The sequence below is a fragment of the Nonomuraea sp. bgisy101 genome, assembly GCF_057708945.1.
The window spans coordinates 234,726-258,082 of the sequence record NZ_JBYITD010000003.1 but is presented as its reverse complement, the minus strand read 5'-3'; the positions used below and the strand labels follow the sequence as shown (position 1 = coordinate 258,082).

The 23,357-nt window shown below is 68.8% G+C and carries 23 protein-coding genes and 1 riboswitch; of the genes, 16 read left to right on the top strand and 7 right to left on the bottom strand.

The annotated features are described in order from the left end of the window. Positions 1-115: 115 nt before the first annotated feature. The 5 genes from AC3EO4_RS07430 (at position 116) to AC3EO4_RS07410 (ending at position 5,634) form a co-directional block, all read left to right on the top strand. The gene (locus tag AC3EO4_RS07430) at positions 116-1,006 is read left to right on the top strand and encodes a Rossmann-like and DUF2520 domain-containing protein (RefSeq protein WP_379574743.1); all 891 of its coding nucleotides are present in this window, start codon (positions 116-118) and stop codon (positions 1,004-1,006) included. Positions 1,007-1,053: 47 nt separating this feature from the next. Then, positions 1,054-1,875: a pantoate--beta-alanine ligase gene (gene panC / locus AC3EO4_RS07425; protein WP_379574742.1), complete on the top strand. Its 822-nt coding sequence runs from the start codon at positions 1,054-1,056 to the stop codon at positions 1,873-1,875. 10 nt (positions 1,876-1,885) lie between these two features. Then, positions 1,886-2,293 carry an aspartate 1-decarboxylase gene (panD, locus tag AC3EO4_RS07420; RefSeq protein ID WP_379574741.1) on the top strand — a complete coding sequence of 136 codons (408 nt, stop codon included), beginning with the start codon at positions 1,886-1,888 and terminating at the stop codon, positions 2,291-2,293. Between the two features lie 77 nt (positions 2,294-2,370). After that, positions 2,371-4,851 (top strand): L-aspartate oxidase, encoded by a 2,481-nt coding sequence (locus AC3EO4_RS07415; protein ID WP_431894452.1) that lies wholly within the window; start codon positions 2,371-2,373, stop codon positions 4,849-4,851. After that, entirely contained in the window at positions 4,852-5,634 is a 783-nt protein-coding gene (locus AC3EO4_RS07410; RefSeq protein WP_379574739.1) for a type III pantothenate kinase, read from the top strand. Positions 5,635-5,676: 42 nt separating this feature from the next. Here AC3EO4_RS07410 and AC3EO4_RS07405 read toward each other — a convergent pair whose 3' ends face one another. Continuing rightward, positions 5,677-6,168: a hypothetical protein gene (locus AC3EO4_RS07405; protein WP_431894450.1), complete on the bottom strand. Its 492-nt coding sequence runs from the start codon at positions 6,166-6,168 to the stop codon at positions 5,677-5,679. Positions 6,169-6,313: 145 nt separating this feature from the next. Between AC3EO4_RS07405 and lysX the strand changes: the two genes are divergently transcribed. Next, complete coding sequence (lysX, locus tag AC3EO4_RS07400) at positions 6,314-7,795, top strand: bifunctional lysylphosphatidylglycerol synthetase/lysine--tRNA ligase LysX (protein WP_431894448.1); 1,482 nt, start codon at positions 6,314-6,316, stop codon at positions 7,793-7,795. A gap of 95 nt (positions 7,796-7,890) precedes the next feature. On the opposite strand, the gene AC3EO4_RS07395 is transcribed toward lysX, so the two are convergent. Continuing rightward, positions 7,891-8,820: an NADP-dependent oxidoreductase gene (locus AC3EO4_RS07395; protein WP_379574736.1), complete on the bottom strand. Its 930-nt coding sequence runs from the start codon at positions 8,818-8,820 to the stop codon at positions 7,891-7,893. Between the two features lie 87 nt (positions 8,821-8,907). Here AC3EO4_RS07395 and AC3EO4_RS07390 point away from each other — a divergent pair, with 87 nt between their 5' ends. Together AC3EO4_RS07390 and AC3EO4_RS07385 are read left to right on the top strand one after the other, a co-directional pair. Then, positions 8,908-9,327, top strand: a complete 420-nt coding sequence (locus AC3EO4_RS07390; RefSeq protein ID WP_431894694.1) for a winged helix-turn-helix transcriptional regulator — start codon at positions 8,908-8,910, stop codon at positions 9,325-9,327. A 211-nt stretch (positions 9,328-9,538) separates the two neighbouring features. Beyond that, positions 9,539-9,754: a LuxR C-terminal-related transcriptional regulator gene (locus AC3EO4_RS07385; protein ID WP_358137671.1), complete on the top strand. Its 216-nt coding sequence runs from the start codon at positions 9,539-9,541 to the stop codon at positions 9,752-9,754. Positions 9,755-9,816: 62 nt separating this feature from the next. On the opposite strand, the gene AC3EO4_RS07380 is transcribed toward AC3EO4_RS07385, so the two are convergent. Continuing rightward, complete coding sequence (locus AC3EO4_RS07380) at positions 9,817-10,860, bottom strand: C40 family peptidase (RefSeq protein ID WP_431894446.1); 1,044 nt, start codon at positions 10,858-10,860, stop codon at positions 9,817-9,819. Between the two features lie 5 nt (positions 10,861-10,865). Beyond that, a riboswitch (cyclic di-AMP (ydaO/yuaA leader) is annotated at positions 10,866-11,014 on the bottom strand. 275 nt (positions 11,015-11,289) lie between these two features. On the opposite strand from AC3EO4_RS07380, the gene AC3EO4_RS07375 reads away from it, so the two are divergent. The 5 genes from AC3EO4_RS07375 (at position 11,290) to AC3EO4_RS07355 (ending at position 17,423) form a co-directional block, all read left to right on the top strand. Further along, entirely contained in the window at positions 11,290-11,859 is a 570-nt protein-coding gene (locus AC3EO4_RS07375; protein ID WP_379574734.1) for an amino-acid N-acetyltransferase, read from the top strand. 86 nt (positions 11,860-11,945) lie between these two features. After that, the gene (locus AC3EO4_RS07370) at positions 11,946-13,292 is read left to right on the top strand and encodes an RDD family protein (protein ID WP_379574733.1); all 1,347 of its coding nucleotides are present in this window, start codon (positions 11,946-11,948) and stop codon (positions 13,290-13,292) included. 96 nt (positions 13,293-13,388) lie between these two features. Continuing rightward, entirely contained in the window at positions 13,389-13,886 is a 498-nt protein-coding gene (locus tag AC3EO4_RS07365; protein ID WP_431894444.1) for an RDD family protein, read from the top strand. 390 nt (positions 13,887-14,276) lie between these two features. After that, positions 14,277-14,609: a histone-like nucleoid-structuring protein Lsr2 gene (locus AC3EO4_RS07360; protein ID WP_358137658.1), complete on the top strand. Its 333-nt coding sequence runs from the start codon at positions 14,277-14,279 to the stop codon at positions 14,607-14,609. Between the two features lie 312 nt (positions 14,610-14,921). Continuing rightward, positions 14,922-17,423 carry an ATP-dependent Clp protease ATP-binding subunit gene (locus AC3EO4_RS07355; RefSeq protein WP_379574730.1) on the top strand — a complete coding sequence of 834 codons (2,502 nt, stop codon included), beginning with the start codon at positions 14,922-14,924 and terminating at the stop codon, positions 17,421-17,423. Between the two features lie 317 nt (positions 17,424-17,740). On the opposite strand, the gene AC3EO4_RS07350 is transcribed toward AC3EO4_RS07355, so the two are convergent. Continuing rightward, positions 17,741-18,091, bottom strand: a complete 351-nt coding sequence (locus AC3EO4_RS07350; protein WP_431894442.1) for a DoxX family protein — start codon at positions 18,089-18,091, stop codon at positions 17,741-17,743. A 124-nt stretch (positions 18,092-18,215) separates the two neighbouring features. Between AC3EO4_RS07350 and AC3EO4_RS07345 the strand changes: the two genes are divergently transcribed. Next, entirely contained in the window at positions 18,216-19,130 is a 915-nt protein-coding gene (locus AC3EO4_RS07345; RefSeq protein WP_431894440.1) for a LysR family transcriptional regulator, read from the top strand. 437 nt (positions 19,131-19,567) lie between these two features. Further along, positions 19,568-20,461, top strand: a complete 894-nt coding sequence (locus tag AC3EO4_RS07340) for a TIM barrel protein (protein WP_379574727.1) — start codon at positions 19,568-19,570, stop codon at positions 20,459-20,461. 58 nt (positions 20,462-20,519) lie between these two features. On the opposite strand, the gene AC3EO4_RS07335 is transcribed toward AC3EO4_RS07340, so the two are convergent. Next, positions 20,520-21,386, bottom strand: coding sequence for an HhH-GPD family protein (locus tag AC3EO4_RS07335; protein WP_379574726.1), 867 nt, complete (start codon positions 21,384-21,386; stop codon positions 20,520-20,522). 105 nt (positions 21,387-21,491) lie between these two features. After that, entirely contained in the window at positions 21,492-21,788 is a 297-nt protein-coding gene (locus AC3EO4_RS07330) for a hypothetical protein (protein WP_379574725.1), read from the bottom strand. On the opposite strand from AC3EO4_RS07330, the gene AC3EO4_RS07325 reads away from it, so the two are divergent. Further along, entirely contained in the window at positions 21,781-22,143 is a 363-nt protein-coding gene (locus AC3EO4_RS07325; protein WP_379574724.1) for a hypothetical protein, read from the top strand. The genes AC3EO4_RS07330 and AC3EO4_RS07325 overlap by 8 nt on opposite strands. A gap of 88 nt (positions 22,144-22,231) precedes the next feature. Here AC3EO4_RS07325 and disA read toward each other — a convergent pair whose 3' ends face one another. After that, positions 22,232-23,317, bottom strand: coding sequence for a DNA integrity scanning diadenylate cyclase DisA (gene disA / locus AC3EO4_RS07320; protein ID WP_379574723.1), 1,086 nt, complete (start codon positions 23,315-23,317; stop codon positions 22,232-22,234). Positions 23,318-23,357: the final 40 nt, after the last annotated feature.

Below are 23,357 nucleotides of genomic sequence, written 5' to 3'. Positions count from 1 at the left end.
GCCCTTGTCAGGCTTTGACTCAGCCCAACATGCGGCAAAAGAGCCATGACCGTGGCTGCTGTAGAGCGCCGGATACCCTGGTCAGCAGTGTCGGATGACAGGGGAGCGCGACGTCATGGACGCAGGTGATCGCCCGGGCCGGCTGGCCGTCGGCGTACTGGGCGCGGGCAAGGTGGGCTCGGTGCTCGGCGCCGCGCTGGCCCAGGCAGGCCACAGGATCGTGGCCGCCGGCGGCGTCTCCGACACCTCGCAGCGCTGGGCGGCCGAGCGGCTCGGCGTGCGCACGTTCAGCCCGGAAGAGGTCGTCGCCAGGGCCGAGCTGATCCTGCTCACCGTCCCCGACGACGCGCTGCCCGAGCTGGTCGCGGGTCTCGCGGCCACCGGCGCCGACCTTCGCGGCAAGCTGCTCGTCCACACCAGCGGCGCGTACGGGCTGGCCGTACTCGATCCCGCCACGCAGGAAGGCGCGCTGCCGCTGGCCCTGCATCCCGTGATGACCTTCACCGGCAGGGACGACGACCTCAACAGGATCACCGGCATCTCCTTCGGCGTCACCTCGCCCGACCCGCTGCGCCCGATCGCCGAGGCGCTGGTCATCGAGATGGGCGGCGAGCCGGTCTGGATCGCCGACACCGACCGTGCCCTCTACCACGCGGCCATCGCGGGGGCGGCCAACCACATGGTGACGCTGATCGCCGAGTCGTCCGAGCTCCTGCAAAGGATCGGCGTCGAGCACCCCGGCAGGATGCTGGGACCGCTGCTCGGGGCCGCGCTGGACAACGTCCTGAGGCTCGGCATCTCGGGGCTGACGGGGCCCGTGGTGCGCGGTGACGCCGGCACCGTGCGCAAACACGTCGACGCGCTCATCCTGGCGGCACCCGAAGCGGCCGACGCATACGTGGCACTCGCTAGGCTCACGGCGGACCGGGCGCTCGCCGCCGGGTTGCTGAAGCCCGAGGCGGCCGAGCGACTGCTCGACGCGCTCGGGGGGAACATTTGGACCTGATCGGGCCGGGACGTTCCGCCTGGACCTGATCAGTCTAGGAGGAATCGATGGAACTGATCGTCGCGCACGACCGCGCCGACCTCGAGAAAGCCCGCTCCTCGGGGAGCGTGGCGCTCGTCCCCACCATGGGCGCCCTGCACGAGGGGCACCGCTCGCTGATGCGGCAGGCCCGCGCACTGGCCGAGCAGGTCGTGGTCAGCGTCTTCGTCAACCCGCTGCAGTTCGGCCCCGGCGAGGACTTCTCCCGCTACCCCCGCACCTTCGACACCGACCTCGACGTCTGCGCGGAAGAGGGGGTGGACGTGGTCTTCGCCCCCTCGGCCGACGACATGTACCGCCCCGACCGGCAGGTAGGCGTCTCGGCGGGCGAGATGGGCGCGATCGTCGAGGGCGCGGTCCGCCCCGGGCACTTCGACGGCGTGCTCACCGTCGTGCTCAAGCTGTTCAACCTGGTCCGGCCCGACGTGGCCGTCTTCGGCCAGAAGGACGCCCAGCAGCTCGCGCTCATCAGGCGCATGGTCGCCGACCTCGACCTGCCCGTGGAGATCGTCGGCGCGCCCACCGTGCGCGAGCCCGACGGGCTCGCCCTGTCCAGCCGTAACCGGTACCTCACCACCGACGACAGGCGGACCGCCCTCGCCCTGTCCCGCGCCCTGCTCGCGGGAGCAGCCGAGAGCGCGCCCGCCTCCGTGCGCGCCGCCGCCACCGCGGAACTGGCCGCGTCGGGGCTCGCGGTCGACTACCTCGTCCTCGTCGACCCCGCGACGTTCGCGGAGGTTCCCGACTCCTTCAGCGGCCAGGCGGTCCTGGCGGTGGCGGCTAGAGTCGGCACCACCCGCTTGATCGACAACGTCCTTGTGACGTTCTGAGGAGGCACTTGTGTTAAGGACCATGATGTCGTCCAAGATCCATCGAGCCACGGTCACCCAGGCCGACCTGCACTACGTGGGCTCCCTCACCATCGACGAGGACCTGATGGAGGCGGCCGGCCTGCTGGAGGGCGAACAGGTCCACGTCGTCGACATCGACAACGGCGCCCGCCTGGTGACCTACGCGATCACCGGTCCGCGAGGGTCGGGGATCATCGGCGTCAACGGCGCCGCCGCCCGGCTGATCTCTCCAGGCGACCTGGTGATCATCATCGCGTACGGCCAGCTCGACGACGCCGAGGCGCGCTCCTTCACGCCTCGGGTGGTCCACGTCGACCGCGACAACCGCATCGTCGAACTGGGCTCCGACCTGGCGGCGGCCGTAGAAGGAGCCATGCGGGGCGACGTGGTCCACTGATGAAACATGGGGGGCGGGAAGGGAGCACGGGCCGCCGGGCGTTATCGTCATATTGACGAAATCTGAGGAGGTCCCCCATGAGTGCACCGGCGATCCCCATGAAGCTCACCGCGCCCGCCCCCGGGTGGACGGTCGAGGCCGACGTCGTCGTGGTGGGCTCGGGTGTCGCAGGGCTGACCGTGGCCCTGCGCTACGCCGAGCTCGAACCCGCCGCGAAGATCCTGGTCGTCACCAAGGACGTGCTGTCGTCCGGCTCCACGAGGTGGGCGCAGGGCGGCATCGCCGCCGTGCTCGACCCCGCGGACTCGCCCACCGAGCACCTGGACGACACGTTGGTCGCGGGCGTCGGGCTGTGCGACGAGCAGGCCGTCAGGACGCTGGTGACCGAGGGGCCCGGCGCGCTGCGGAACCTGATCGCGAGGGGCGCCAGGTTCGACACCGACGAGCGGGGCGAGCTGCAACTCACCCGCGAGGGCGGCCACCACCGCAACCGCATCGTGCACGCGGGCGGCGACGCGACAGGCGCCGAGGTGCAGCGGACGCTCATCGAGGCGGTGCTCGCGCACGCCACGATCGAGGTGATCGAGCACGCGCTCGTGCTCGACCTGGTCAAGGACGCCGAGGGCCGGGCCAGGGGCGTGACGCTGCACGTGATGGGCGAGGGCGCGCGCGACGGCGTGGGCGAGGCGCGGGCCAGGGCCGTGGTGCTGGCCACCGGCGGCATGGGCCAGGTCTACGCCTCCACCACCAACCCCGTCGTCTCCACGGGCGACGGCGTGGCGCTCGCGCTGCGCGCGGGGGCCGTCGTCAGGGACCTGGAGTTCGTCCAGTTCCACCCCACCGTGCTGTGGCTGGGGGAGGAGTCGACGGGCCAGCAGCCGCTGATCTCCGAGGCCGTGCGCGGCGAGGGCGCCCACCTCGTCAATGCCCGGGGCGAAAGGTTCACCGACGAGCTCGCGCCGCGGGACGTCGTGGCCAAGGCGATCACGAGCGAGCCCGGGCAGGTCTACCTCGACGGCCGCCACTTCGGCCTCGACAAGTGGAAGAACCGCTTCCCGACGATCTACGCGATCTGCCTCGACCACGGGATCGACCCGACCACCGAGCCGATCCCCGTCATGCCCGCCGCCCACTACGCCAGCGGCGGCGTCAGGACGGACCTGCGGGGGCGCACCTCGATCGAGGGCCTCTACGCCTGCGGCGAGGTCGCCTGCACGGGCGTGCACGGCGCGAACAGGCTGGCCTCCAACTCGCTGCTCGAGGGGCTCGTCTTCGCCGAGCGGATCGCCGAGGACATCCACCAGGTACGGCCGGCCCCCGGCGAGCCCGTGGTGTCCACCGCCGAGGAGGGCCTCGTCGACCCCCGGGCCCGCACGCGCGTCCAGGCCCACATGAGCAGCGGCGCGGGCGTGCTGCGCAGCAGGTCCTCGGTGGTCAGGACGGGGACCGCGCTGCGGGATGCCAGATGGACCCCGGTGGCCGTCCAGCCATGCGTGGAGTCGTGGGAGAGCACGAACCTGCTCACCGTGGCCTCGGTCCTCGTGGCCGCCGCCCACGCCCGCCTGGAGACGAGGGGCTCGCACTGGCGGGAGGACTTCCCCGACCGCGACGACGAGAACTGGCTCGGGCACCTGGACATCACGCTGACACCGGAAGGACTGACCATGACCTACACCCCGCACGGGACGGGGCCGCGCCTGGCGGACGAACTGGAGTCCGCGGGCCTCGACGCCGCCGTCGTCGACGAGGTCGTCTCGCGCGCGCTCGCCGAGGACCTCCAGGAGGCGGGTGACGTCACCTCCCTGGCCACGATCCCGCCGGGCCAGCTCGCGACCGCGGACGTCGTCGCGAGGGCCGACGGCGTGGTCGCGGGCCTCGCCGTCGCCGAGATGGTCTTCCGCAGGCTCGGCGTCACCTCCGTCGAGCGCACCGTCAAGGACGGCGAGCGGGTGCGCCGCGGCGACGTGCTCATGACCGTCCAGGGCGAGACGCGCCACCTGCTCACCGCCGAGCGCACCGCGCTGAACCTGCTCACCCACCTGTCCGGCGTCGCGACGCTCACCGCCCGCTGGGTCGCCGCGGTCGAGGGGACGGGCACCAGGGTGCGCGACAGCCGCAAGACGCTGCCGGGGCTGAGGGCGCTGGAGAAGTACGCGGTCAGGGCGGGCGGCGGGGTCAACCACCGCATGTCGCTCTCGGACGCCGCCCTCATCAAGGACAACCACGTGGTCGCCGCGGGAGGCGTCGCCGAGGCTTTCCGCAAGGTGAGAGATCTGTATCCGGACCTCCCGATCGAGGTGGAGGTGGACAGGATCGACCAGATCGCGCCCGTCCTCGCCGAAGGCGCCGAAGAGATCCTTCTGGACAACTTCACGGTGGAGGAGCTGGCCCGGGCCGTGAAACTCGTCGACGGGAGGGCGCGACTCGAGTCGAGCGGAGGGCTGACCTTGGAATCGGCCCGTGATGTAGCCGAAACTGGCGTGGACTACGTTGCTGTGGGAGCGCTCACGCACTCGGCACCTGCGCTTGACATAGCCCTGGATCTACGGGGGAACTAAATGCTGCTAGCGATCGACGTCGGCAACACGCACACGGTTCTCGGCCTCTTCGAGGGCGAGGAGGTCATCGAACACTGGCGGATCGCCACCGATGCCCGCCGTACCGCCGACGAGATCGCGGTCGTCGTGCAGGGGCTGCTGGCCCAGTCGCCCCTGCTGAAGGGCGCGGACGTGAGCGGCATCGCGATCTGCTCGACGGTCCCCTCTGTCCTCAACGAGATGCGCGAGATGTGCCGCCGCTACTACGGCGACGTCACCGCGGTCATCGTGGAGCCGGGCATCCGCACCGGCGTGCCGGTCAGGATGGACAACCCCAAGGAGGTCGGCAGCGACAGGATCGTCAACTCCCTGGCCGCCATCGACCAGTACGGCGGGCCCTGCATCATCGTCGACTTCGGCACCGCGACCTCCTTCGACGCGGTGTCGGCCAAGGGCGAGTACGTCGGCGCGGTCACCGCGCCCGGCATCGAGATCTCCGTGGACGCCCTGGCGGCCGCGGGAGCGCAGCTGCACAAGGTCGAGTTGATCAGGCCGCGGTCCGTCATCGCGAAGAACACCGTCGAGGCGCTGCAGTCCGGCATCATCTACGGCTTCGCCGGCCAGGTCGACGGCATCGTCGAGCGGATGGCGGCCGAGCTCGCCGACGACCCCGACGACGTCACGGTGGTGGCGACCGGCGGCCACGCCTCGCTCGTGGTCAGGGAGTCGCGCTCGATCGACGTGCACGAGCCGTGGCTGACGCTCATCGGGCTCAGGCTCATCTACAACCGCAACACGACATGACGAAGGGCCCCCGCGGGAAGGGGCCCTTCGGCGCAGTGACGATCACACTTCCTCGGCGTCGTAGATGTCCCACCACTTGCCGCACTTGCTGACCTTGTGGGTGTAGGGGTCGTACTGGCAGACCTTGACGCGGACCGCGTAGACGTCGTCCTCGTGGAAGGAGAAGGTCTTGTAGCCGGGGTAGCCGCAGTAGTAGCGGGAGTAGACCTGGTACCAGTCGTACTCGTCGTCGGCCGCCTGGAACTTCACGTAGGCGCACTTGCCGCCCTCGCTGTACTTCCTGTTGTCCAGGTCGTACAGCCGGCCCTTGACGTGAACCGAGTTGCCGTCCTCGTAGTCGCCCTCGACGCCGATCCAGCCGTTCGCCCTGGCGAGGCCGTACTTGGAGTAGTAGGGGCCCCAGTAGTCGTCGTAGTCCGAGGCGGAGGTGGTGGAGGAGGAGGAAGTGGAGGCGTTGGCGGTGGCGGGGAGCGACAGAGCGAGTGCGCCGGTGGCGGCCACTGCGAGGAAGCCTGTCGCGAGCTTCTTCATCATGATCTCTCCTTGAGCCCCACGGTTCCGGCTCCCTGCCGGATCCCCCCTGGGCTCTATGCGTCAGTTCTAAGCCCCTCTGCTTGCACTCCCTTTGCAAAGAGCTGACGAACTCTTGCATTGCGCCATATCGGTACCCTTTGGTGTTGTGAGCGACGAACTTCCCGAGCAGATGCGCATCCGGAGGGAGAAGCTCGACCGCCTTCGCGCCGAGGGCGTCGACCCTTATCCGGTGACCTTTCCCCGTACGGCGACCAACGCCGAGATCAGGGAGAAATACCAGGGCCTCGACCCTGACACCGCGACCGGCGACAAGGTCGGCGTCGCGGGGCGCGTCATGCTCAACCGCATCGGCGGGAAGCTCTGCTTCGCCACCCTGCGTGACGGCAGCGGCGACCTGCAGGTCATGATCTCCCTCGACAAGGTCGGGGAGGAGTCGATGGCCGCATGGAAGCGTGACGTCGACCTCGGCGACCACGTGGGCATCGAGGGCGAGGTCATCACCTCCCGCCGCGGGGAGCTGTCCATCCTCGCCGACAGCTGGCAGATCACCTCCAAGTGCCTGCGCCCGCTGCCGGAGAAGCACGTCGGCCTCACCGACCCCGAGGCCCGGGTACGGCAGCGCTACGTCGACCTCATCGTCAACGACGAGGCGCGCAGGATGGCCCACGTCCGCAGCGCCACGGTCCGCGCGGTGCGCGACTTCTGGCACGAGGAGGGCTACCTCGAGGTCGAGACGCCGATGCTGCAGCCGATCCACGGCGGCGCGGCGGCGCGTCCCTTCAAGACGCACATCAACGCCTACGACATGGAGCTCTACCTCCGCATCGCGATCGAGCTCTACCTGAAGCGGCTCGTGGTCGGCGGCATCGAGAAGGTCTTCGAGATCAATCGCAACTTCCGCAACGAGGGCGCGGACTCCACGCACAACCCCGAGTTCACGATGCTCGAGGCCTACGGCACCTATCTCGACTACAACGACATGGCCGACCTCACGCAGCGGATGTACCAGAAGGCGGTCGTCGCCGCTCTGGACACCACCGTGGTCGTCCACGACGGCGTCGAGATCGACCTGGGTCTGGTGCAGTGGCCGCGGATCACGCTGTACGGGTCGGTCTCCGCGGCGCTCGGTGAGGAGATCACCACCGAGACCCCGCTCGACCAGGTCAGGAAGTACGCCGACAAGCGCGACATCCACTGGGACCCGAAGTGGGGCCAGGGCAAGCTCGTCCAGGAGCTCTTCGAGGAGCTCGTCGAGCACACGCTGATCCAGCCGACGTTCGTCATGGACTACCCGCTGGAGACCTCGCCGCTCACCAGGCAGCACCGCGACGATCCGCTGCTCACCGAGAAGTGGGACCTGATCGGATTCGGCACCGAGCTCGGCACGGCCTACTCCGAGCTGGTCGACCCGATCGAGCAGCGCCGCCGGCTCACCGAGCAGTCGGTGCTGGCCGCCGGGGGCGACCTCGAGGCGATGCAGCTCGACGAGGACTTCCTCCAGGCGCTGGAGTACGCGATGCCGCCGACGGGTGGCATGGGCGCGGGCATCGACCGGATGATCATGGCCTTCACCGGCAAGAACATCAGGGAGACGATCCTGTTCCCGCTGGTCAAGCCCTCCCACTGACCCTGCCTCTGCCCCGGTCCCGCACGGGCTTCCCGCGAGGGACCGGGTACGGCAGGCGAGCGGCTCGCGCCGTACCGGACACGCGTCGTGACGCGTCAAGGTGTGAGGACCAGGCGGCCGCGCAGGCCTCCCGCGGCCAGGCGGGCGTGCGCGTCGGCGGCCTTCTCCAGCGGGTAGGTGCCGGCGACCCTGGCGGTGAGCCTGCCGAGCCCGGCGAGCCGGGCGATCTCGGCGAGCTGGCGCGGCTCCTCCCTGAAGAACACGGTCGCCACGTCGGTCCCGCGCAGCGCGACGGGTGCCACTCCGGCCGTCAGCGTGATGAAGGTGCCGCCGTCGCGTAGAGCGTTCAGCCCCGCGAGGCCGGTCACCGCGGCGTCGATCACGGCGTCCACCCCGTGGGGCACCCGCCGCCTGACGCCCTCCCCGAGGTCCTCCTCGCGCGGGACGAACCATTCCGCACCGAAGCCCCGCACCAGTTCCTCGTCGTCCCTCCCGGCCGCGCCCACCACCCGCAGGCCGCGGGCGGTCGCGAGCTCCACCGCGAACCCGCCGACCGCGCCGGCGGCGCCTGTGACGAGCACGGTCCTGCCCTGGTCCAGCCGCGCCCTGTCGAGCGCCTGCCACGCGGTCAGCGTGTTGAGCGGCAGCGTGGCCGCCTCGACGGCGGAGATCCCCTGCGGCGCGGGCGCGACCGCGTGGGCGTCGACCACCACGTACTCCGCCTGCGCCTTGGTCGGCAGCTCCAGCCGGCCGACGAGGGCGATCACCTCCTGGCCGGGCGTGAAGGCCACGTCCTCGCCGACCTGGTCGATCACGCCTGCCGCGTCGAAGCCGAGCCCGTAGGAGGCGAGCCTGCGGGCGACGCCGTAGTCGACGAGGGTTCCCGCCGCGACCGCGAGGTCGAACAGGTTCACCCCCGCCGCCGCCACCTTGATTCGCACCTGGCCGCTGCCCGCCTGAGGGATCGGAGCCTCGATGAGCTCGGGCGAGCCTGAACCGCCGATGAGCGCACGCATTGTCGTCATGCCGCCGACCCTAGGGAGAGCTGCTCTCTTCTGGTAAGAAGGCACCTGGAAGTGCGTAACCCACCCGAAGGAGCCCCGTTGGCGACCATGACGGCGGCCGAGCGCCGCGCCGAGGCCAAGCAGGCTTATGACGCCTATATCGCGCAGTGCCCTTCAAGGAAGCTGCTCGACGCGCTTAGTGACAAATGGGTCAGTCTGGTGCTCACGGCTCTCGCCAATGGGCCGCTGCGTTACAGCGATCTCGCCAGGACGGTGGCGGGTGTGAGTCAGAAGATGCTGACCCAGACGCTTCGCGGACTGGAAAGGGACGGCCTGGCCTCCAGAACGGTGACCGCCTCGGTGCCGGTGCGGGTCGATTATCGGCTGACGCCACTCGGAACGAGCCTGCTGCCACTCATGGCGGCGATCAAGGAATGGGCCGAGAGTCACATCGAGGATGTCGAGCTCCCCCGCGAACACTATGACGCCCAACGGGACGGCGAACAATCGGGGCGAAATTCCGGATAAGGACAGTTTCCTGTTAGGCGGTTGTGGACCGTTCTACGCACCACACGCCATGCGAGTTCTTCATATAGAAACGATCAAGTCAATAGCCGCCGTCAAGCGCCGCACGAATCGACCTTGACGACCTTTCCCGTATGCGTTTACCGTCTGCGAGACGAGCAGCTTGCTCGGGCCGAGACGTCGCCGAGTTGTGCTGTTGGGGGGAGGGCTCCCGATGGATGTGCTCACCGACGACGGAGTCGTGCTGAGCCAGGACGACCTGGAACTCCTGGCGGAGTTGGCCAAGGGCGTCACGGTCGACCGCGTGGGCAGGACGCTGGAGATCAGCGGTCGCACGGTCCGCCGCCGCCTGCGGGTCATCTGCGACAGGATCGGCGTCGCCACGGCGATCGAGGCGGTGGCCTGGGCGGCGCGCCGAAGACTCATCTAGCCGGCGCGGTTGCGTCTCGCGTACGGCCTCCATCCGGTTCCGGCGCGAGCGGCTCCCGGCTACTAGTCGGCGATGCGGACGGCTCCCGCGAAGGGCCTGTTGCCGATCGTGGCGATCCGGACGACGTCGCCGGTCTGGGGCGCGTGCACCATCATCCCGCCGCCGATGTAGATGCCCACGTGGTGCAGGTCGCTGTAGAAGAAGACCAGGTCACCCGGGCGCAGCTCCTCGCGCGTGATGTGCGTGCCCGCGGTCCACTGGTCGCCGGTGTAGTGCGGCAGGCTGATGCCGACGCGCTGGTAGGCGGCCATGACCAGCCCCGAGCAGTCGTAGGAGCCGGGACCTTCGGCCCCCCACACGTACGGCTTGAGCTGCTGCGTCAGCGCCCAGCGCGCGGCCTCCGCCGCCTTGCCGCTGCCGATGATCGGCAGGTTGACCTTGGTGGCGCGGGTGCCGGGCCGTCCCGCCTCGCCGATCGCCCGCCTGAACAGGCTGCTCTCGACCTTGGCCACCATCGAGGTGATCTTGTCCCGCTTGCCGCCGAGGTCGTCGACGAGCTTCTGGACCTCCGCCAGGCGCGTCTTGGCCGTCGCCCTGGCCTTCTCCGCGGCGGCGATGGACTCGGCGAGTTCCTTGACCTCCTGGCCCTGCTGCTGGTTGATGGCGAAGGAGGTGGCGGCGGCGTCGAGGAAGGCGCCGGGATCGGTCGCGTTGGCGAAGGCGAGGCCGTCGGTGAAACCGCCGGACATGTAGGTGCTCTCGGCCAGGAGGGTGGCCCTGGCGCGCTTGGCTGCCAGATCGGCTTCGCTGGTGGCCAGGATCTTCTTGGCGTTGTCCGCGGACTTCTTGACGCTCTTGAGCTTCTCGCGCTGCCCGTTGTACTGCTCGGTGAGCGTCTCGATGTCGTTGTGGAGCTTCTCGACCTGCTTGGAGAGCTCCCTGAGCGACGGCTTGGGGTCGGCCATGGCCGAGCCGAGAGGCGTGGTGAGGACCAGAACGGCCATCGCGGCGCCCAGGATCGCGAACCGCTTCTGGCGGGAACCGGGTTCGTGGGGGCGGGCGTGCTCGCCCGCCGACTCCCCTTCGCGGATGCGCCTGCGCTTCACCAACCAGCTCCTCTCGTAGTCGCCGACCGGGTTAGCTGACGGGTTCGGGCCGGAGCAGCCCTACCGAGCCCGAGCTCGGATTCACCCCTTGACGGCTGGGCGGCCGCCGGCGGGTCCCCGGCTCCCCTTGTGGGGGATTAGGCGTGTCTCCACGCCTGGCCGCGTGGGGGACATCGTCGGTGGACACTAGTGCAAGCAAGGTTCGTGCTCAACCAGAACTGCCAATCCAGTAGAGGATGCGCATCCAAAGGATCACGGGTAGATCACGCAAAAGCCCGATCGACCAGGGGATTGCAAAGCCTTTACTGAGTTTCGCGAAGGTTTGTCGGGTTTGTCGTGCAGAGATGCATAGCGTGCCCGCCTCGCTACAGTGCGTCATGTGACGGTAGTTAAGGGTGGGCCGAAACGAGCTAGGTACGCTGAAGGGCCATGGAGCAGGTCGTCGAGCGCACAATGCAGGACACCGAGATCGTCGTACGGCGAGCCCGCACGCCGGACGTCAGGTCGATCAGGCGCCTGGTCGACATCTACGCGGGCGCGGGCCGCAAGCTGCTGGAAAAGGCCACGGTCACGCTGTACGAGGACGTCCAGGAGTTCTGGGTCGCCGAGCGCGGCGGCCAGGTCGTCGGCTGCGGCGCGCTCCATGTGCTCTGGGAGGACCTCGCCGAAATTCGCACGGTCGCGGTCGACCCCGCCGTCAAAGGTTCAGGCATCGGTCACCGTATTGTTACCGCGCTGGTGGGAACGGCCCGTGACCTGGGGCTCCGCAGGGTCTTCTGCCTGACGTTCGAGGTCGACTTCTTCGCCCGGCACGGCTTCGTCCCGATCCAGGGAACACCGGTGTCACCCGAGGTCTACGCCGAGTTGCTGGCCTCCTACGACGAGGGTGTGGCCGAGTTTCTGGATCTGGAGCATGTCAAGCCCAACACCCTTGGCAACACCAGGATGCTGCTCCATCTGGAAGCAGTTGACTATGGCGTTGACCAAGAGGAAAGGTGATTGTTGATACTCATGTCGATACGTTGGGCAACAGCAAGCATGTGTCCTGACATGTGCCACATGCGCCATCGAAGCGAGGTGACACGGTGAGCACCGGACAGCCGCCGTATCCGCAGGATCAACCTGATGACAATTCCGGATACGGTCAGCAGAACGCAGGACGCCCGGGCGAGCAGCCCGATCCTGACGTGACGATCGTGGGCTACCGCCATGAAGGCGGCGGCTACGGTCAGCCGTCCCAGGGCCAGCCCGACTACGGCCAGCAGCAGGGCTACGGCCAGCAGCAGCAGGGCTATGGTCAGCAGGGCTACAGCCAGCCCGGCTACGGCCAGCAGCAGGGCTACGGCCAGCAGGCCGCGTCCTCGGGTCAGCAGCCCGGCTACGGCCAGCAGCAGCCCTCCTACGGCCAGCAGCCCGGCTACGGGCAGCAGGCCCCTTCCTCGGGGCAGCAGCCCTACGGCCAGCCTGACTACGGCCAGCAGCAGCCCGGCTATGGGCAGCAGCAGCCCTCCTACGGTCAGCAGCCCGGCTATGGGCAGCAGCAGCCGTCCTCGGGCCAGCAGCCTTCCTACGGTCAGCCCGACTACGGGCAGCAGCAGGGCTACGGTCAGCAGGCATCCTCGGGCCAGCCGCCCGAGTACGGCCAGCCCGGCCACGGCCAGCAGCAGCCCGGCTATGGGCAGCAGCAGCCTGGTTACGGCCAGCAGCCCGGCTACGGGCAGCAGCAGCCGTCCTCGGGCCAGCAGCCTTCCTACGGTCAGCCCGACTACGGCCAGCAGGGCCAGTCGCAGCCCGGCTACGGCCAGCAGTCCCCGTACGGCCAGCAGCAGCCCTACGCCCAGCCCGGCTACGGCCAGCAGCAGCCCGCGTACGGGCAGCCCGGCTACGGCCAGCCCTACGGGGCGCCGGCAGGGGTGCAGCCGCCCGGCGCGCCCGCCCCGCTCGCCGAGTGGTGGCAGCGCCTGGTCGCCCGCATCGTCGACGGTGTGATCTTCGGGATCTTCTGGTTCGTGCTGGGTCTCATCCTCGCCATCTTCTTCGTGGCCAGCTACAACCTCAGCACCGGTGCGACGAGCGGGCTGAGCGGGTTCGCGGCGTCGGCGATTGCGGCGGTCCTGGCGACGCTGTTCTACGTTGGCTACGAGTACCTGATGACCAAGGCCAAGGGGCAGACGCTGGGCAAGATGGTCATGGGCATCAAGATCGTCCCGGTTGGCGGTGCTCTGACTCCGGGCGGACTGTCCGGCGATGCCGCGCTCAAGCGGGCGGGTGTCACCTGGGGCGGCGTCATTCTTCAGGTGGTGCCGGTGGTGGGCGGTCTTCTCTCGTTCGCCGCGATCGGTGTCAACGCCGCTTCCCAGCTCTGGGACAAGCCGCTGCAGCAGACCTTCGCCGACAAGGTCGGCGGAACCGTGGTCGTGAAGATCAAGTAAGCGGACACTTAAAAAACGGGGGCCGGCTGGACGCCGGCCCCCGTTTTCGCGTCTTGGCCCTGTAATCGCCGTCGGCGGGCGTACAGAATGGGCCTTATGGTCGCGCCGCCGCCGGGAGTGCGGGCCGTACCGGCTGATTGGTGGGAACGGCTCGTCGCGCGAAGCATTGAGGCCCTCGTCATCGGGGTCTTCTATTACATTCTGTTCATCGCGGCCTGGGGTTTGTTGCGAACTGTAGGGCTTCTTGAGGTGTACGGCGACTGGTTGCCCGGCTTGTTCGCCTGGCTCGTCGTCGGGTTGGCTTATGCGGGCTATGACTGCCTGGCTCATTACCGGCGCCGCCGTACCTTCGGGAAGGCGATCATGAAGATTAGGCTGGAGCGCGCGCCGGGCCGCCGGCTGTCGCCGGGGGACCTTGCGAAACGCGCGATCCTCTATCCCGGGCCCATCGCCCTGGCGGAGATTCCGGGAGTCAATGTCGTAGTGGGAATCCTGGTGTTCGCCGTCGGGCTGTCTATCTTGATCGACAAGCCCTTGCAACGGGGGTTGCACGACAGATGGGCGGGTTCCTTGGTGATCAAAGACCCTCACTGAAGTGTGCATCTACCCCCAGACGCCGATTTTTCAGGATTTTCCGGGCGATCGGGTAAGAACTCTGGAGAGACTGGCATTAGGCTAGGTGGCACACCCCCGCCTGGTGGTCGCCCTCTTTGGGGGCGCTATCGTCGGGTCGGAGAGTCGACAACAGCCGCGCCGCGCCCGTCGCCGAGCGGCTTGTGCATAAAGGGCGCGTCTCCCACAAACCCCATGAGGCGGAGTGGAGCGGAATGAGCCGCCGGGCGCCGTCCAAACAGGACGGGTCCGCCGGGAACCGGATCTGACCCAGTAGTCAGGGAATCCGCGAAGCGCTGAATTGTCTCGTCGCCTTTCCGGGTATATGTTTGGCAGGCGAATGAAACAATGCTCCGGGAAAGGATTCCGTAGATGGCCAAGCAGATCCAGGAGATTCTCATCGATGACCTCGATGGGGGCGAGGCCAATGAGACGGTCAGCTTCGCCATTGACGGAGCGTCCTATGAGATTGATCTCAGCGATGTTAACGCCAAGAAGCTGAGGGACGCGCTGACGCCTTTCGTGTCGTCGGCCCGCAAGTCGGGCGCCGTTGCGGCCCGTCGCCGGGTACGCGGAGGCGCGCGTTCGATGAGCCGTGAGAAGAGCTCCGAGATTCGGCAGTGGGCCAAGGCCCACGGCCTCCAGGTCAGCGAGCGGGGCCGCATCTCCTCCGCGATCGTGGAGAAGTACGAAGCAGCCCACTGACATCATGCGCTTATGCCGATCGCCTAGAACCCCGGAGATCGCCATAAGCGCATGATCGTGTTTGCCCGTGAAAACCGGGTCTGTCGCGCTGCCAGTGGCCGGCGCGCTAAACGTCGTTCGCTTGCGGCGTATCGGGAACACAGCACCCCCAGTAGGTAGTTGGATGGAGGGTGAACGCCCTGCTCTCGGGGAACGTCTCTGCTATAGAGCGTGTCAGCGGCAAGAGGCATGGTTCGCCGAGCCAGGGCTAGCATGCGGGAGGACGGGACCGGATTTACCGGCCTGACTGACCGCTCTGTGAGGAGCGACGAGATGTTCGAGAGGTTCACCGACCGAGCAAGGCGGGTTGTCGTCTTGGCCCAAGAAGAGGCCAGGATGCTCAACCACAACTACATCGGCACTGAGCACATTCTTCTTGGTTTGATCCATGAAGGTGAGGGCGTAGCCGCCAAGGCTCTGGAGAGCCTCGGCATCAGCCTTGAGGGTGTGCGTCAGCAGGTCGAGGAGATCATCGGCCAGGGCCAATCGGCTCCGTCGGGGCACATTCCGTTCACCCCGCGGGCCAAGAAGGTTCTTGAGCTGTCGCTCCGTGAGGCTTTGCAGCTGGGTCACAACTACATCGGCACCGAGCACATCCTGCTCGGGCTCATCCGTGAGGGTGAGGGTGTGGCGGCTCAGGTGCTGGTCAAGCTTGGAGCCGATCTCAACCGTGTGCGGCAGCAGGTCATCCAGCTGCTCCACGGCTACCAGGGCAAGGAGCCGGCCGCCGCGGGTGGCCCGCAGGAGTCCGCGCCTTCCACCTCCCTGGTGCTCGACCAGTTCGGCCGCAACCTGACCCAGGCGGCCCGTGAGGGCAAGCTGGATCCGGTCATCGGCCGTGAGAAGGAGATCGAGCGGGTCATGCAGGTCCTCTCCAGGAGGACCAAGAACAACCCCGTTCTCATCGGCGAGCCCGGCGTCGGCAAGACCGCCGTCGTCGAGGGCCTGTCGCAGAAGATCGTCAAGGGCGAGGTCCCCGAGACGCTGAAGGACAAGCAGCTCTACACGCTTGACCTCGGCGCGCTGGTGGCCGGCTCCCGTTACCGCGGTGACTTCGAAGAGCGCCTCAAGAAGGTGCTCAAGGAGATCCGCACCCGCGGCGACATCATCCTGTTCATCGACGAGCTCCACACGCTCGTCGGCGCGGGCGCCGCGGAGGGCGCGATCGACGCCGCCAGCATTCTCAAGCCGATGCTGGCCCGCGGCGAGCTGCAGACCATCGGTGCCACCACTCTTGACGAGTACCGCAAGTACCTCGAGAAGGACGCCGCGCTGGAGCGCCGCTTCCAGCCGATCCAGGTGGCCGAGCCCTCGCTCAGCCACACGATCGAGATCCTCAAGGGTCTGCGCGACCGCTACGAGGCGCACCACCGCGTGTCCATCACCGACGACGCGCTGGTGGCCGCCGCGCAGCTGGCCGACCGCTACATCAGCGACCGCTACCTTCCCGACAAGGCGATCGACCTCATCGACGAGGCCGGTTCCCGGATGCGCATCCGCAGGATGACCGCGCCGCCGGACCTGCGCGAGTACGACGAGAAGATCGCCAACGTCCGCCGCGACAAGGAGTCCGCGATCGACGCGCAGGACTTCGAGAAGGCGGCTGCCCTCCGCGACCAGGAGAAGCAGCTCCAGCTCAAGCGCGAGCGCCGCGAGAAGGAGTGGAAGGCCGGCGACATGGACGTCGTGGCCGAGGTCACCCAGGAGCTCATCGCCGAGGTCCTGGCCACCGCCACCGGCATCCCTGTCTTCAAGCTGACCGAGGAGGAGTCCCAGCGCCTGCTCCGCATGGAGGACGAGCTCCACAAGCGGATCATCGGCCAGGACGACGCCATCAAGGGCCTGTCGCGGTCCATCCGGCGTACCCGCGCCGGTCTGAAGGACCCGCGCCGTCCCGGCGGCTCATTCATCTTCGCCGGCCCCTCGGGCGTCGGTAAGACCGAGCTGTCCAAGGCTCTGGCGGAGTTCCTCTTCGGCGACGAAGACGCTCTGATCATGCTGGACATGTCGGAGTTCATGGAGAAGCACACCGTCTCCAGGCTGTTCGGCTCCCCGCCCGGCTACGTCGGGTACGAAGAGGGCGGCCAGCTGACCGAGAAGGTGCGGCGCAAGCCGTTCTCCGTGGTCCTGTTCGACGAGATCGAGAAGGCCCACCCCGACATCTTCAACTCGCTGCTGCAGATCCTGGAGGACGGTCGCCTGACCGACGCCCAGGGCCGGGTGGTCGACTTCAAGAACACGGTCATCATCATGACCACCAACCTCGGCACCAGGGACATCTCCAAGGGCATCGGGGTCGGGTTCGCGAAGTCCAACGACGCGGAGTCCAACTACGACCGGATGAAGTCGAAGGTCCAGGAAGAGCTCAAGCAGCACTTCAGGCCGGAGTTCCTCAACCGTGTCGACGACATCGTGGTCTTCCACCAGCTCACCCCGAAGGAGATCATCAAGATCGTCGATCTGATGCTCACCCAGGTGGACGAGCGCCTGAAGGACCGCGACATGGGGCTCGACGTCTCGCCCGCCGCCAAGCAGCTGCTGGCCGACCGCGGCTACGACCCGGTGATGGGCGCCCGTCCGCTCCGCCGTACGATCCAGCGCGAGCTGGAGGACTCTCTGTCGGAGAAGATCCTGTACGGCGAGCTGCGTCCCGGCCAGGTGGTCAAGGTCGACATCGAAGGCGAGGGTGACAACGCCAAGTTCACCTTCACCGGCGAGACCGCCTCGCGCGTTCCCGACTCGGCCGCCGCCATCGCGGAGCCGATCCAGAACTAGCGCAAGGTTCTCCCAGGGCCCGCGCGGGACTTCCCGCGCGGGCCCTGCGTCGTGCTCCGCCCGAAGACGCGCCCCCGAGCCCCATCGCGCACCCCACCTCACCCCGCCGGGCCCCCCGTTCCCCCGCGTCCGGCCGCGCCGAGGGTCCCGCATGACGCCCTCGCGTCCGGCCGCGCCAAGGGTCCCGCATGACCGGCCGCCGTCGCGGTTCGTTCGTTCCCCTCGCTCGTGTGGCCGGGTGCCGCGCGCGGGTCGGTTCGTCGGCCGGTGCGCGCCCGCGCCAGGCGGCGTACCCGAGGGAGCGCCGGTGGGCTCGCTCAGGACGCGGTCAGGCGCAGCACCAGCGAGCCCACGACCAGCAGGAGGAACGGCAGCGGGGCGATGAGATGCGTATAGACACGGGCGCGCAGGATGGTCACGACGGCGCCGAGGTAGTACAGGATGAGCCCGGCTGACGCCGCGACCGCGATCGCGGGCACGCCGATGCCCACGAGCAGTCCCACCACGCCGGCCGCCTTGAGGGCGCCCAGCGGGGGCAGCCACGAATGCGGCACGCCGTACCTGGTCATGTTGTCGAGAATCCACCTGGGGCGGATGAAGTGGTTGAGTGCTGAGTAGGCGCTGGCCGCTGCGGCCAGCACGGTGACGACGACATAGGCCGTGAACATGGGCACTTCCGTGGGATAGAGGTCGCGCTACGGGGGAAGCCTGCGAACTGGTGTTCCCCTTCACGGTCAACTCTCGCGAGAGCCCCGCGTCCTCGTCCAATAGTTGCTTCCATAGCCTGGCGGCATGGACGTCGACACTCGGCTGTTGCGCTACTTCGTCGCGGTAGCGGAAGAGGGGAACCTGACCCGCGCTGCACAGCGGCTCTTCGTGGCGCAGCCGACCCTGACCAAGCAGATCAGGCAGCTGGAGAACCAGCTGGGTGTGGAGTTGTTCACGCGGTCCAGGGCCGGGATGCTCCTCACCGAAGCGGGCCGGGTCCTGGCGGACCAGGCGCCCACCCTCCTGTCCGGCTGGGACCGGGCGCTGCGGGAGACCCGCGCCGAGGCCCGCAGGGAGACCCGGGTACTGCGGGTCGGATTCGTCGCCAGTGCCGCCAACGAGTTCACGCAGCGCATCGTCGCCGCGTTCGCGCGGCACCGCCCCGGCTGGCAGGTCGCCATGCGACATTCCGACTGGACTGATCCCACCGCCGGTCTCGCCGACCGCGAGGTGGACGCCGCGTTGGTGCGTCTGCCGTTCCCCGGTCAGGACGCCTTCTGCGTGGAGGAGCTGTTCACCGAGCCCCGCTGGGTCGCGCTCCGCGACACGCATCCCCTGGCCGCGCAGGAGCAGATCCCGTTCCAGGACCTGTGGGATGAGCCCTTCGTGGCCGCCCCACGTGAAACGGGCTCGTGGCGGGACTACTGGATGGGCAACGACGCACGCGAGGGCAGCACCGCACGGGTCGGCGCCGTCGCCCGCAACACCGATGAATGGCTGACCGCGATCGCCAACGGATACGGCATCAGTCTCACACCGGCGGCCTCGGCCCGCTTCTACCGCCGCCCCGGCGTCACCTATCGGCCGGTGACCGGCATCAGTCCCAGCCGGGTCGGCGTCGCCTGGCCCGCCGCCGCCGGCAGCGACCCCGTGATCCGCGACTTCGTTCGCTGCTGCGTGGACAGCTGCCCCGCCCAGGACGACGGACCTCCCGCCTGATCCGCGCCATCGCGGAAGGCGCGCCGCCCAGCAGGACTTCGCTTCCCGCCGTCACGGCGCACGTCGAGCCGCACGACGGGCCGGCTCGGTGGCTCACGCGGGCGCCGGCCGACGGGCGGCGAGCGGGATGGCGGACGCGGCGCATCGGTTTGATGTCAGATTGGTGACTCCAGGTTGAGATCGGCTATACCGCCACCGGAAGTAGTACTACAATCTGTAGAGCAAGGCCTGCCAGTCCCGCACAAGTGACCCACAAGAAGGCGTCCTTAGGGTGGGGCTAATCCCTGAGGCGTAGTCAGGAGTCAACTCAGGGCGGACGCGGAGGCCACCGCCGGGCGGGCAAGCTCGGTATACGTCCGGGCAATGGACACAACACCCAGTGCAAGCCGTGGAGGAAGCCGATGCGCCTGCGTCACGATGACGGAACGCTCGTTCACTTGGCCTACAACGCCGGCGTGCACCCCGCTGAGGACCTCGAAAACCTGATCGCCCACCTGACCCGCTACGCCGTGCCCGTGCGCAAGCGCCTGGCCGTCGAGCGGATGGGCATCGGCCTGTGGCTCTCGCCCGCCGTGGCGGACCACCTGATCGCCGACCGCATCGAGCTCGTACGGCTGCGCCGTTCCCTCGAGGAGCGCGGCCTCGAAGTGGTCAGCCTGAACGGCACCGGCGGGCGCAACCAGGAGGTGCCCGGCCCCGACTGGGCCAAGCCCGAGCGCTACCGCTACACGATGTCCCTCGCCAAGATCCTCGCCTTCCTGCTGCCGGAGGACGTGCGGTTCGGCAGCATCTCCACGATCCCGATCGGCTGGCGCCGCGACTGGCCCGCCGACCTGCACACCATCGCCACCCGCAGGCTGGAGCGCCTGGCCCGCGAGCTGCGCGGCATCTACAGCGTCACGGGGAAGACGATCCGGGTCGGCTTCGAGCCGTGGCCCGGGTGCGTCCTCGAGACGACCGAACAGGCCCTCGAGCGGGTGGGCGGCATCGACTCCGAGCACCTCGGCGTCTGCCTCGACGCCTGCAACCTCGCCTGCGGCGGCGGCGAGGAGCCTGGCGCCGCGCTGCGCGGGCTCGCCGAGGTCGGCGCGCCGGTGGTCAAGCTGGGGCACGTCCACAACCACACCGACACCGGCGCGGTCCTGCACGACACGCTGACCGCCATCCTGTCGGGCGCGGTGAACGGCACCGCCCACATCGAGGTCGAGACCCACAACCTGATGGTGCCGGGACGCGCCAAGGGGCCGGGGGCGCTGGTGTCGCTGCTGGCCGAGGAGCTCGACTGGGCCCGCACCAACCTCACCTCCCTGGGCCTCCAACTCGCCGCCTGACCCCCTTCGCACGGCCTCGAGTCGGCAGGCACCCGCGCCGAATCACTGGAGCGGCGTGTCAGGTGGGAAGCCGGTAGGTGCCGTCGTCCAGGACCTCGGCCAGGCCGTCGGCGATCAGCCCGTCGAGGGCGCGCTCCCGCTGGACGGGCTCGTCCCAGACCGCGTCGAGCGCCGTCTTCGGGACCGGGCCGTGCGCCGCGCGCAACACCGCGAGCAGGCGCCCCCTGCACTGCCGGTCGGTGCCGTCGTAGGTCTGGCCCTTGCGTGCCTGGCCAGGTGGCTTGCCGGCGAGACGCCAGGCGCACTGCGCCTGAACGGGGCACCGCTCGCACTGGGGGCTGCGTGCCGTACAGATCAGGGCGCCGAGCTCCATGACCGCCACGCCCCACACGGGCGCTCCGACGAGGGGCAGCAGGTCGTGAGCGAGGCGGCGTTCGGCGGCCGTGGTGGCGGTCGGCGGGTACTCCTCCGCGCGGACCGTCCTGCCGAGCACGCGGCGCACGTTGGTGTCGAGCACCGGGTGGCTGCCGCCGAAGGCGAAACTGGCGACGGCCGCTGCGGTGTACTCGCCGATTCCGGGGAGCGCCAGCAGCGTCGCGTGGTCGGCGGGCACCTGGCCGCCGTGCTCGGTGGTGATCGCCTTGGCGCAGGCGTGCAGGCGCAGCGCCCTGCGCGGGTAGCCGAGCCGCCCCCAGTGGCGTACGGCCTCGCCGGGTGGTTCGGCCGCCAGATCGGCGGGGGCGGGCCAGCGTTCCATCCACTGCTCCCACACCGGCAGGACGCGGACGACGGGGGTCTGCTGGAGCATGATCTCGCTGACCAGGATGCCCCACGGGGTGGCGTCGTGGCGGCGCCAGGGGAGATCACGGGCATTGTCGGCGTACCAGTCGAGAATCGGCTCTCGTAGGAGGTTCGGGTCGGCCACCCGCTCAGACTAGTGGGTTACGGCGTGTCGTCACCCTCCGTGCGCGAGCCATCAGCATCCTGTGACTATGGATCCGGATACCCTGCGTGGCGGCACTGGGGATGTCTACTGGCGAAGGCGTATGACCGTACTCGTCGGGGTGCTGGTCGTGGTGGCCTTCGTGGCGTGGGCGTGTTCGGCCACGAGCGGACCGCAGGACGCTTCGAACGCCGGGAGGGCGTCTTCGCCGTCAGCGGAGCCGGTCCTCGCAGGATTGCCCTCCGTGACGATGACGCCGACGCCGAAGCCGTCGAAGACCCGTGCCACGCCCTCGTCCTCTCCCGCGCCGCCTCCGTCGCCGTCGCCGTCGCAGCCGGTGCGCAGGGCGGGGATGCCGTGCGAGGAGAAGGACCTGGTGCTCAATCTGGAGCAGCGGCAGGAGGTCTACACGGCGCAGGCCCAGCCGACCTTCATGCTCACCCTGGTCAACACCGGTCCCGTGATGTGCACGGCTGATGTGGGGCCGCGCTCGATGGAGGTACGGATCACCTCGGGCACCGACCGGGTGTGGTCGACGTCCGACTGCGTGAGCGGCGCGGGCGTCGAGATCCACAAGCTGGAACGCGGCATCCCCTACGTCCGCAGCCTCGACTGGAACCGTCGCCGCTCAGGCGCCGACTGCGCGGGCAGGGGGGCGGACGCGCTGCCGGGCACGTATGTCGCGGTGGTGCGGACGGGCGGCATGCGCAGCCCGAAGGCGGTCTTCCACCTGCGCTGATCTCGTCGCGCAACAGACCCTCTCGGATGGTGACGGCTCGTCTCCCGTGGCCGATGTCACCGGCACCGGGGGTTCAGAAAGGGAAGGGTCACACGTAGCGTTCGAGGATGCTGGACTCGGCCAGCCGGGACAGCCCCTCGCGCACGCTCCTGGCCCTCGACTCGCCGACCCCGCCCACCGCCTGGAGATCGTCGACGCTCGCGGCCAGCAGCTTCTGCAACCCGCCGAAATGGTCCACCAGCCGGTCGACCACCGTCGCCGGCAGCCGGGGGACCTTCGCCAGCAGCCGGAATCCGCGCGGGCTCGCCGGGCTGTCGAGCGTCTCGTTCGCCGCGCGCCCCAGCACCTGCGCCACCGCTGAAAGGTCGAGCAGCTCGCTCGCCGACAGCCCGTCGAAGTCGTTGAGGATGTCGGCCACCCTGCGCTTCGTCCGCGCCGACGACGCGGGAAGGTAGTCGCGCACGATCAGCTCGCGGTCGGAGTCGACGCCCGCGACCAGCTCGTCGAGCTGCAGGGACAGCAGGCGGCCGTCGGTGCCGAGCTCGACGACGTAACCCCGGATCTCCTCGGAGATCCTGCGCACCATCTCGAGGCGCTGGGCGACGGCGGCCACGTCGCGGACCGTCACCAGGTCCTCGATCTCCAGCGCCGACAGCGTGCCGGAGACCTCGTCGAGGCGGTGCTTGTAACGTTCGAGCGTGGCCAGGGCCTGGTTGGCCTTGGACAGGATGGCCGCCGACTCCTCCAGGACGTAGCGGATGCCGTCGAGGTAGAGGGCGATGATCCGCATCGACTTGCTGATCGCGATGATGGGGAAGCCGGTCTGCCGGGCGACGCGCTGCGCCGTACGGTGCCTGGTGCCTGACTCGTCGGTGGAGATGGACGGATCGGGGACGAGGTGCACCGCGGCCCGCACGATCTTGTGATCGCCGGAGCTCAGCACGATCGCACCGTCCATCTTGGCCAGCTCGCGCAGCCGCGTCGCGGAGAACTCCACGTCGAGCTCGAATCCGCCGCTGCACAGCTCCTCGACGACGCCGTCGTAGCCGAGCACGATGAGGCCGCCCGTCTGGCCGCGCAGGATGCGCTCCAGTCCGTCTCTGAGCGGAGTGCCCGGAGCGACCGAGGCGAGGGCTGTACGACGACGGTCGTCAAGACTCCTGTCGTTTGCCACCTGACCCCCGTGTCCTAGTCAAATCCCAGCTTACCGGCCA

Coding starts and splice junctions, on each gene's coding strand:
- AC3EO4_RS07430 (WP_379574743.1), top strand. CDS start 116: ATGGACGCAGGTGATCGCCCGGGCCGGCTGGCCGTCGGCGTACTGGGC.
- panC (WP_379574742.1), top strand. CDS start 1,054: ATGGAACTGATCGTCGCGCACGACCGCGCCGACCTCGAGAAAGCCCGC.
- AC3EO4_RS07415 (WP_431894452.1), top strand. CDS start 2,371: ATGAGTGCACCGGCGATCCCCATGAAGCTCACCGCGCCCGCCCCCGGG.
- AC3EO4_RS07410 (WP_379574739.1), top strand. CDS start 4,852: ATGCTGCTAGCGATCGACGTCGGCAACACGCACACGGTTCTCGGCCTC.
- AC3EO4_RS07405 (WP_431894450.1), bottom strand. CDS start 6,168: ATGATGAAGAAGCTCGCGACAGGCTTCCTCGCAGTGGCCGCCACCGGC.
- AC3EO4_RS07395 (WP_379574736.1), bottom strand. CDS start 8,820: ATGACGACAATGCGTGCGCTCATCGGCGGTTCAGGCTCGCCCGAGCTC.
- AC3EO4_RS07390 (WP_431894694.1), top strand. CDS start 8,908: ATGACGGCGGCCGAGCGCCGCGCCGAGGCCAAGCAGGCTTATGACGCC.
- AC3EO4_RS07385 (WP_358137671.1), top strand. CDS start 9,539: ATGGATGTGCTCACCGACGACGGAGTCGTGCTGAGCCAGGACGACCTG.
- AC3EO4_RS07375 (WP_379574734.1), top strand. CDS start 11,290: ATGGAGCAGGTCGTCGAGCGCACAATGCAGGACACCGAGATCGTCGTA.
- AC3EO4_RS07365 (WP_431894444.1), top strand. CDS start 13,389: ATGGTCGCGCCGCCGCCGGGAGTGCGGGCCGTACCGGCTGATTGGTGG.
- AC3EO4_RS07360 (WP_358137658.1), top strand. CDS start 14,277: ATGGCCAAGCAGATCCAGGAGATTCTCATCGATGACCTCGATGGGGGC.
- AC3EO4_RS07355 (WP_379574730.1), top strand. CDS start 14,922: ATGTTCGAGAGGTTCACCGACCGAGCAAGGCGGGTTGTCGTCTTGGCC.
- AC3EO4_RS07350 (WP_431894442.1), bottom strand. CDS start 18,091: ATGTTCACGGCCTATGTCGTCGTCACCGTGCTGGCCGCAGCGGCCAGC.
- AC3EO4_RS07345 (WP_431894440.1), top strand. CDS start 18,216: ATGGACGTCGACACTCGGCTGTTGCGCTACTTCGTCGCGGTAGCGGAA.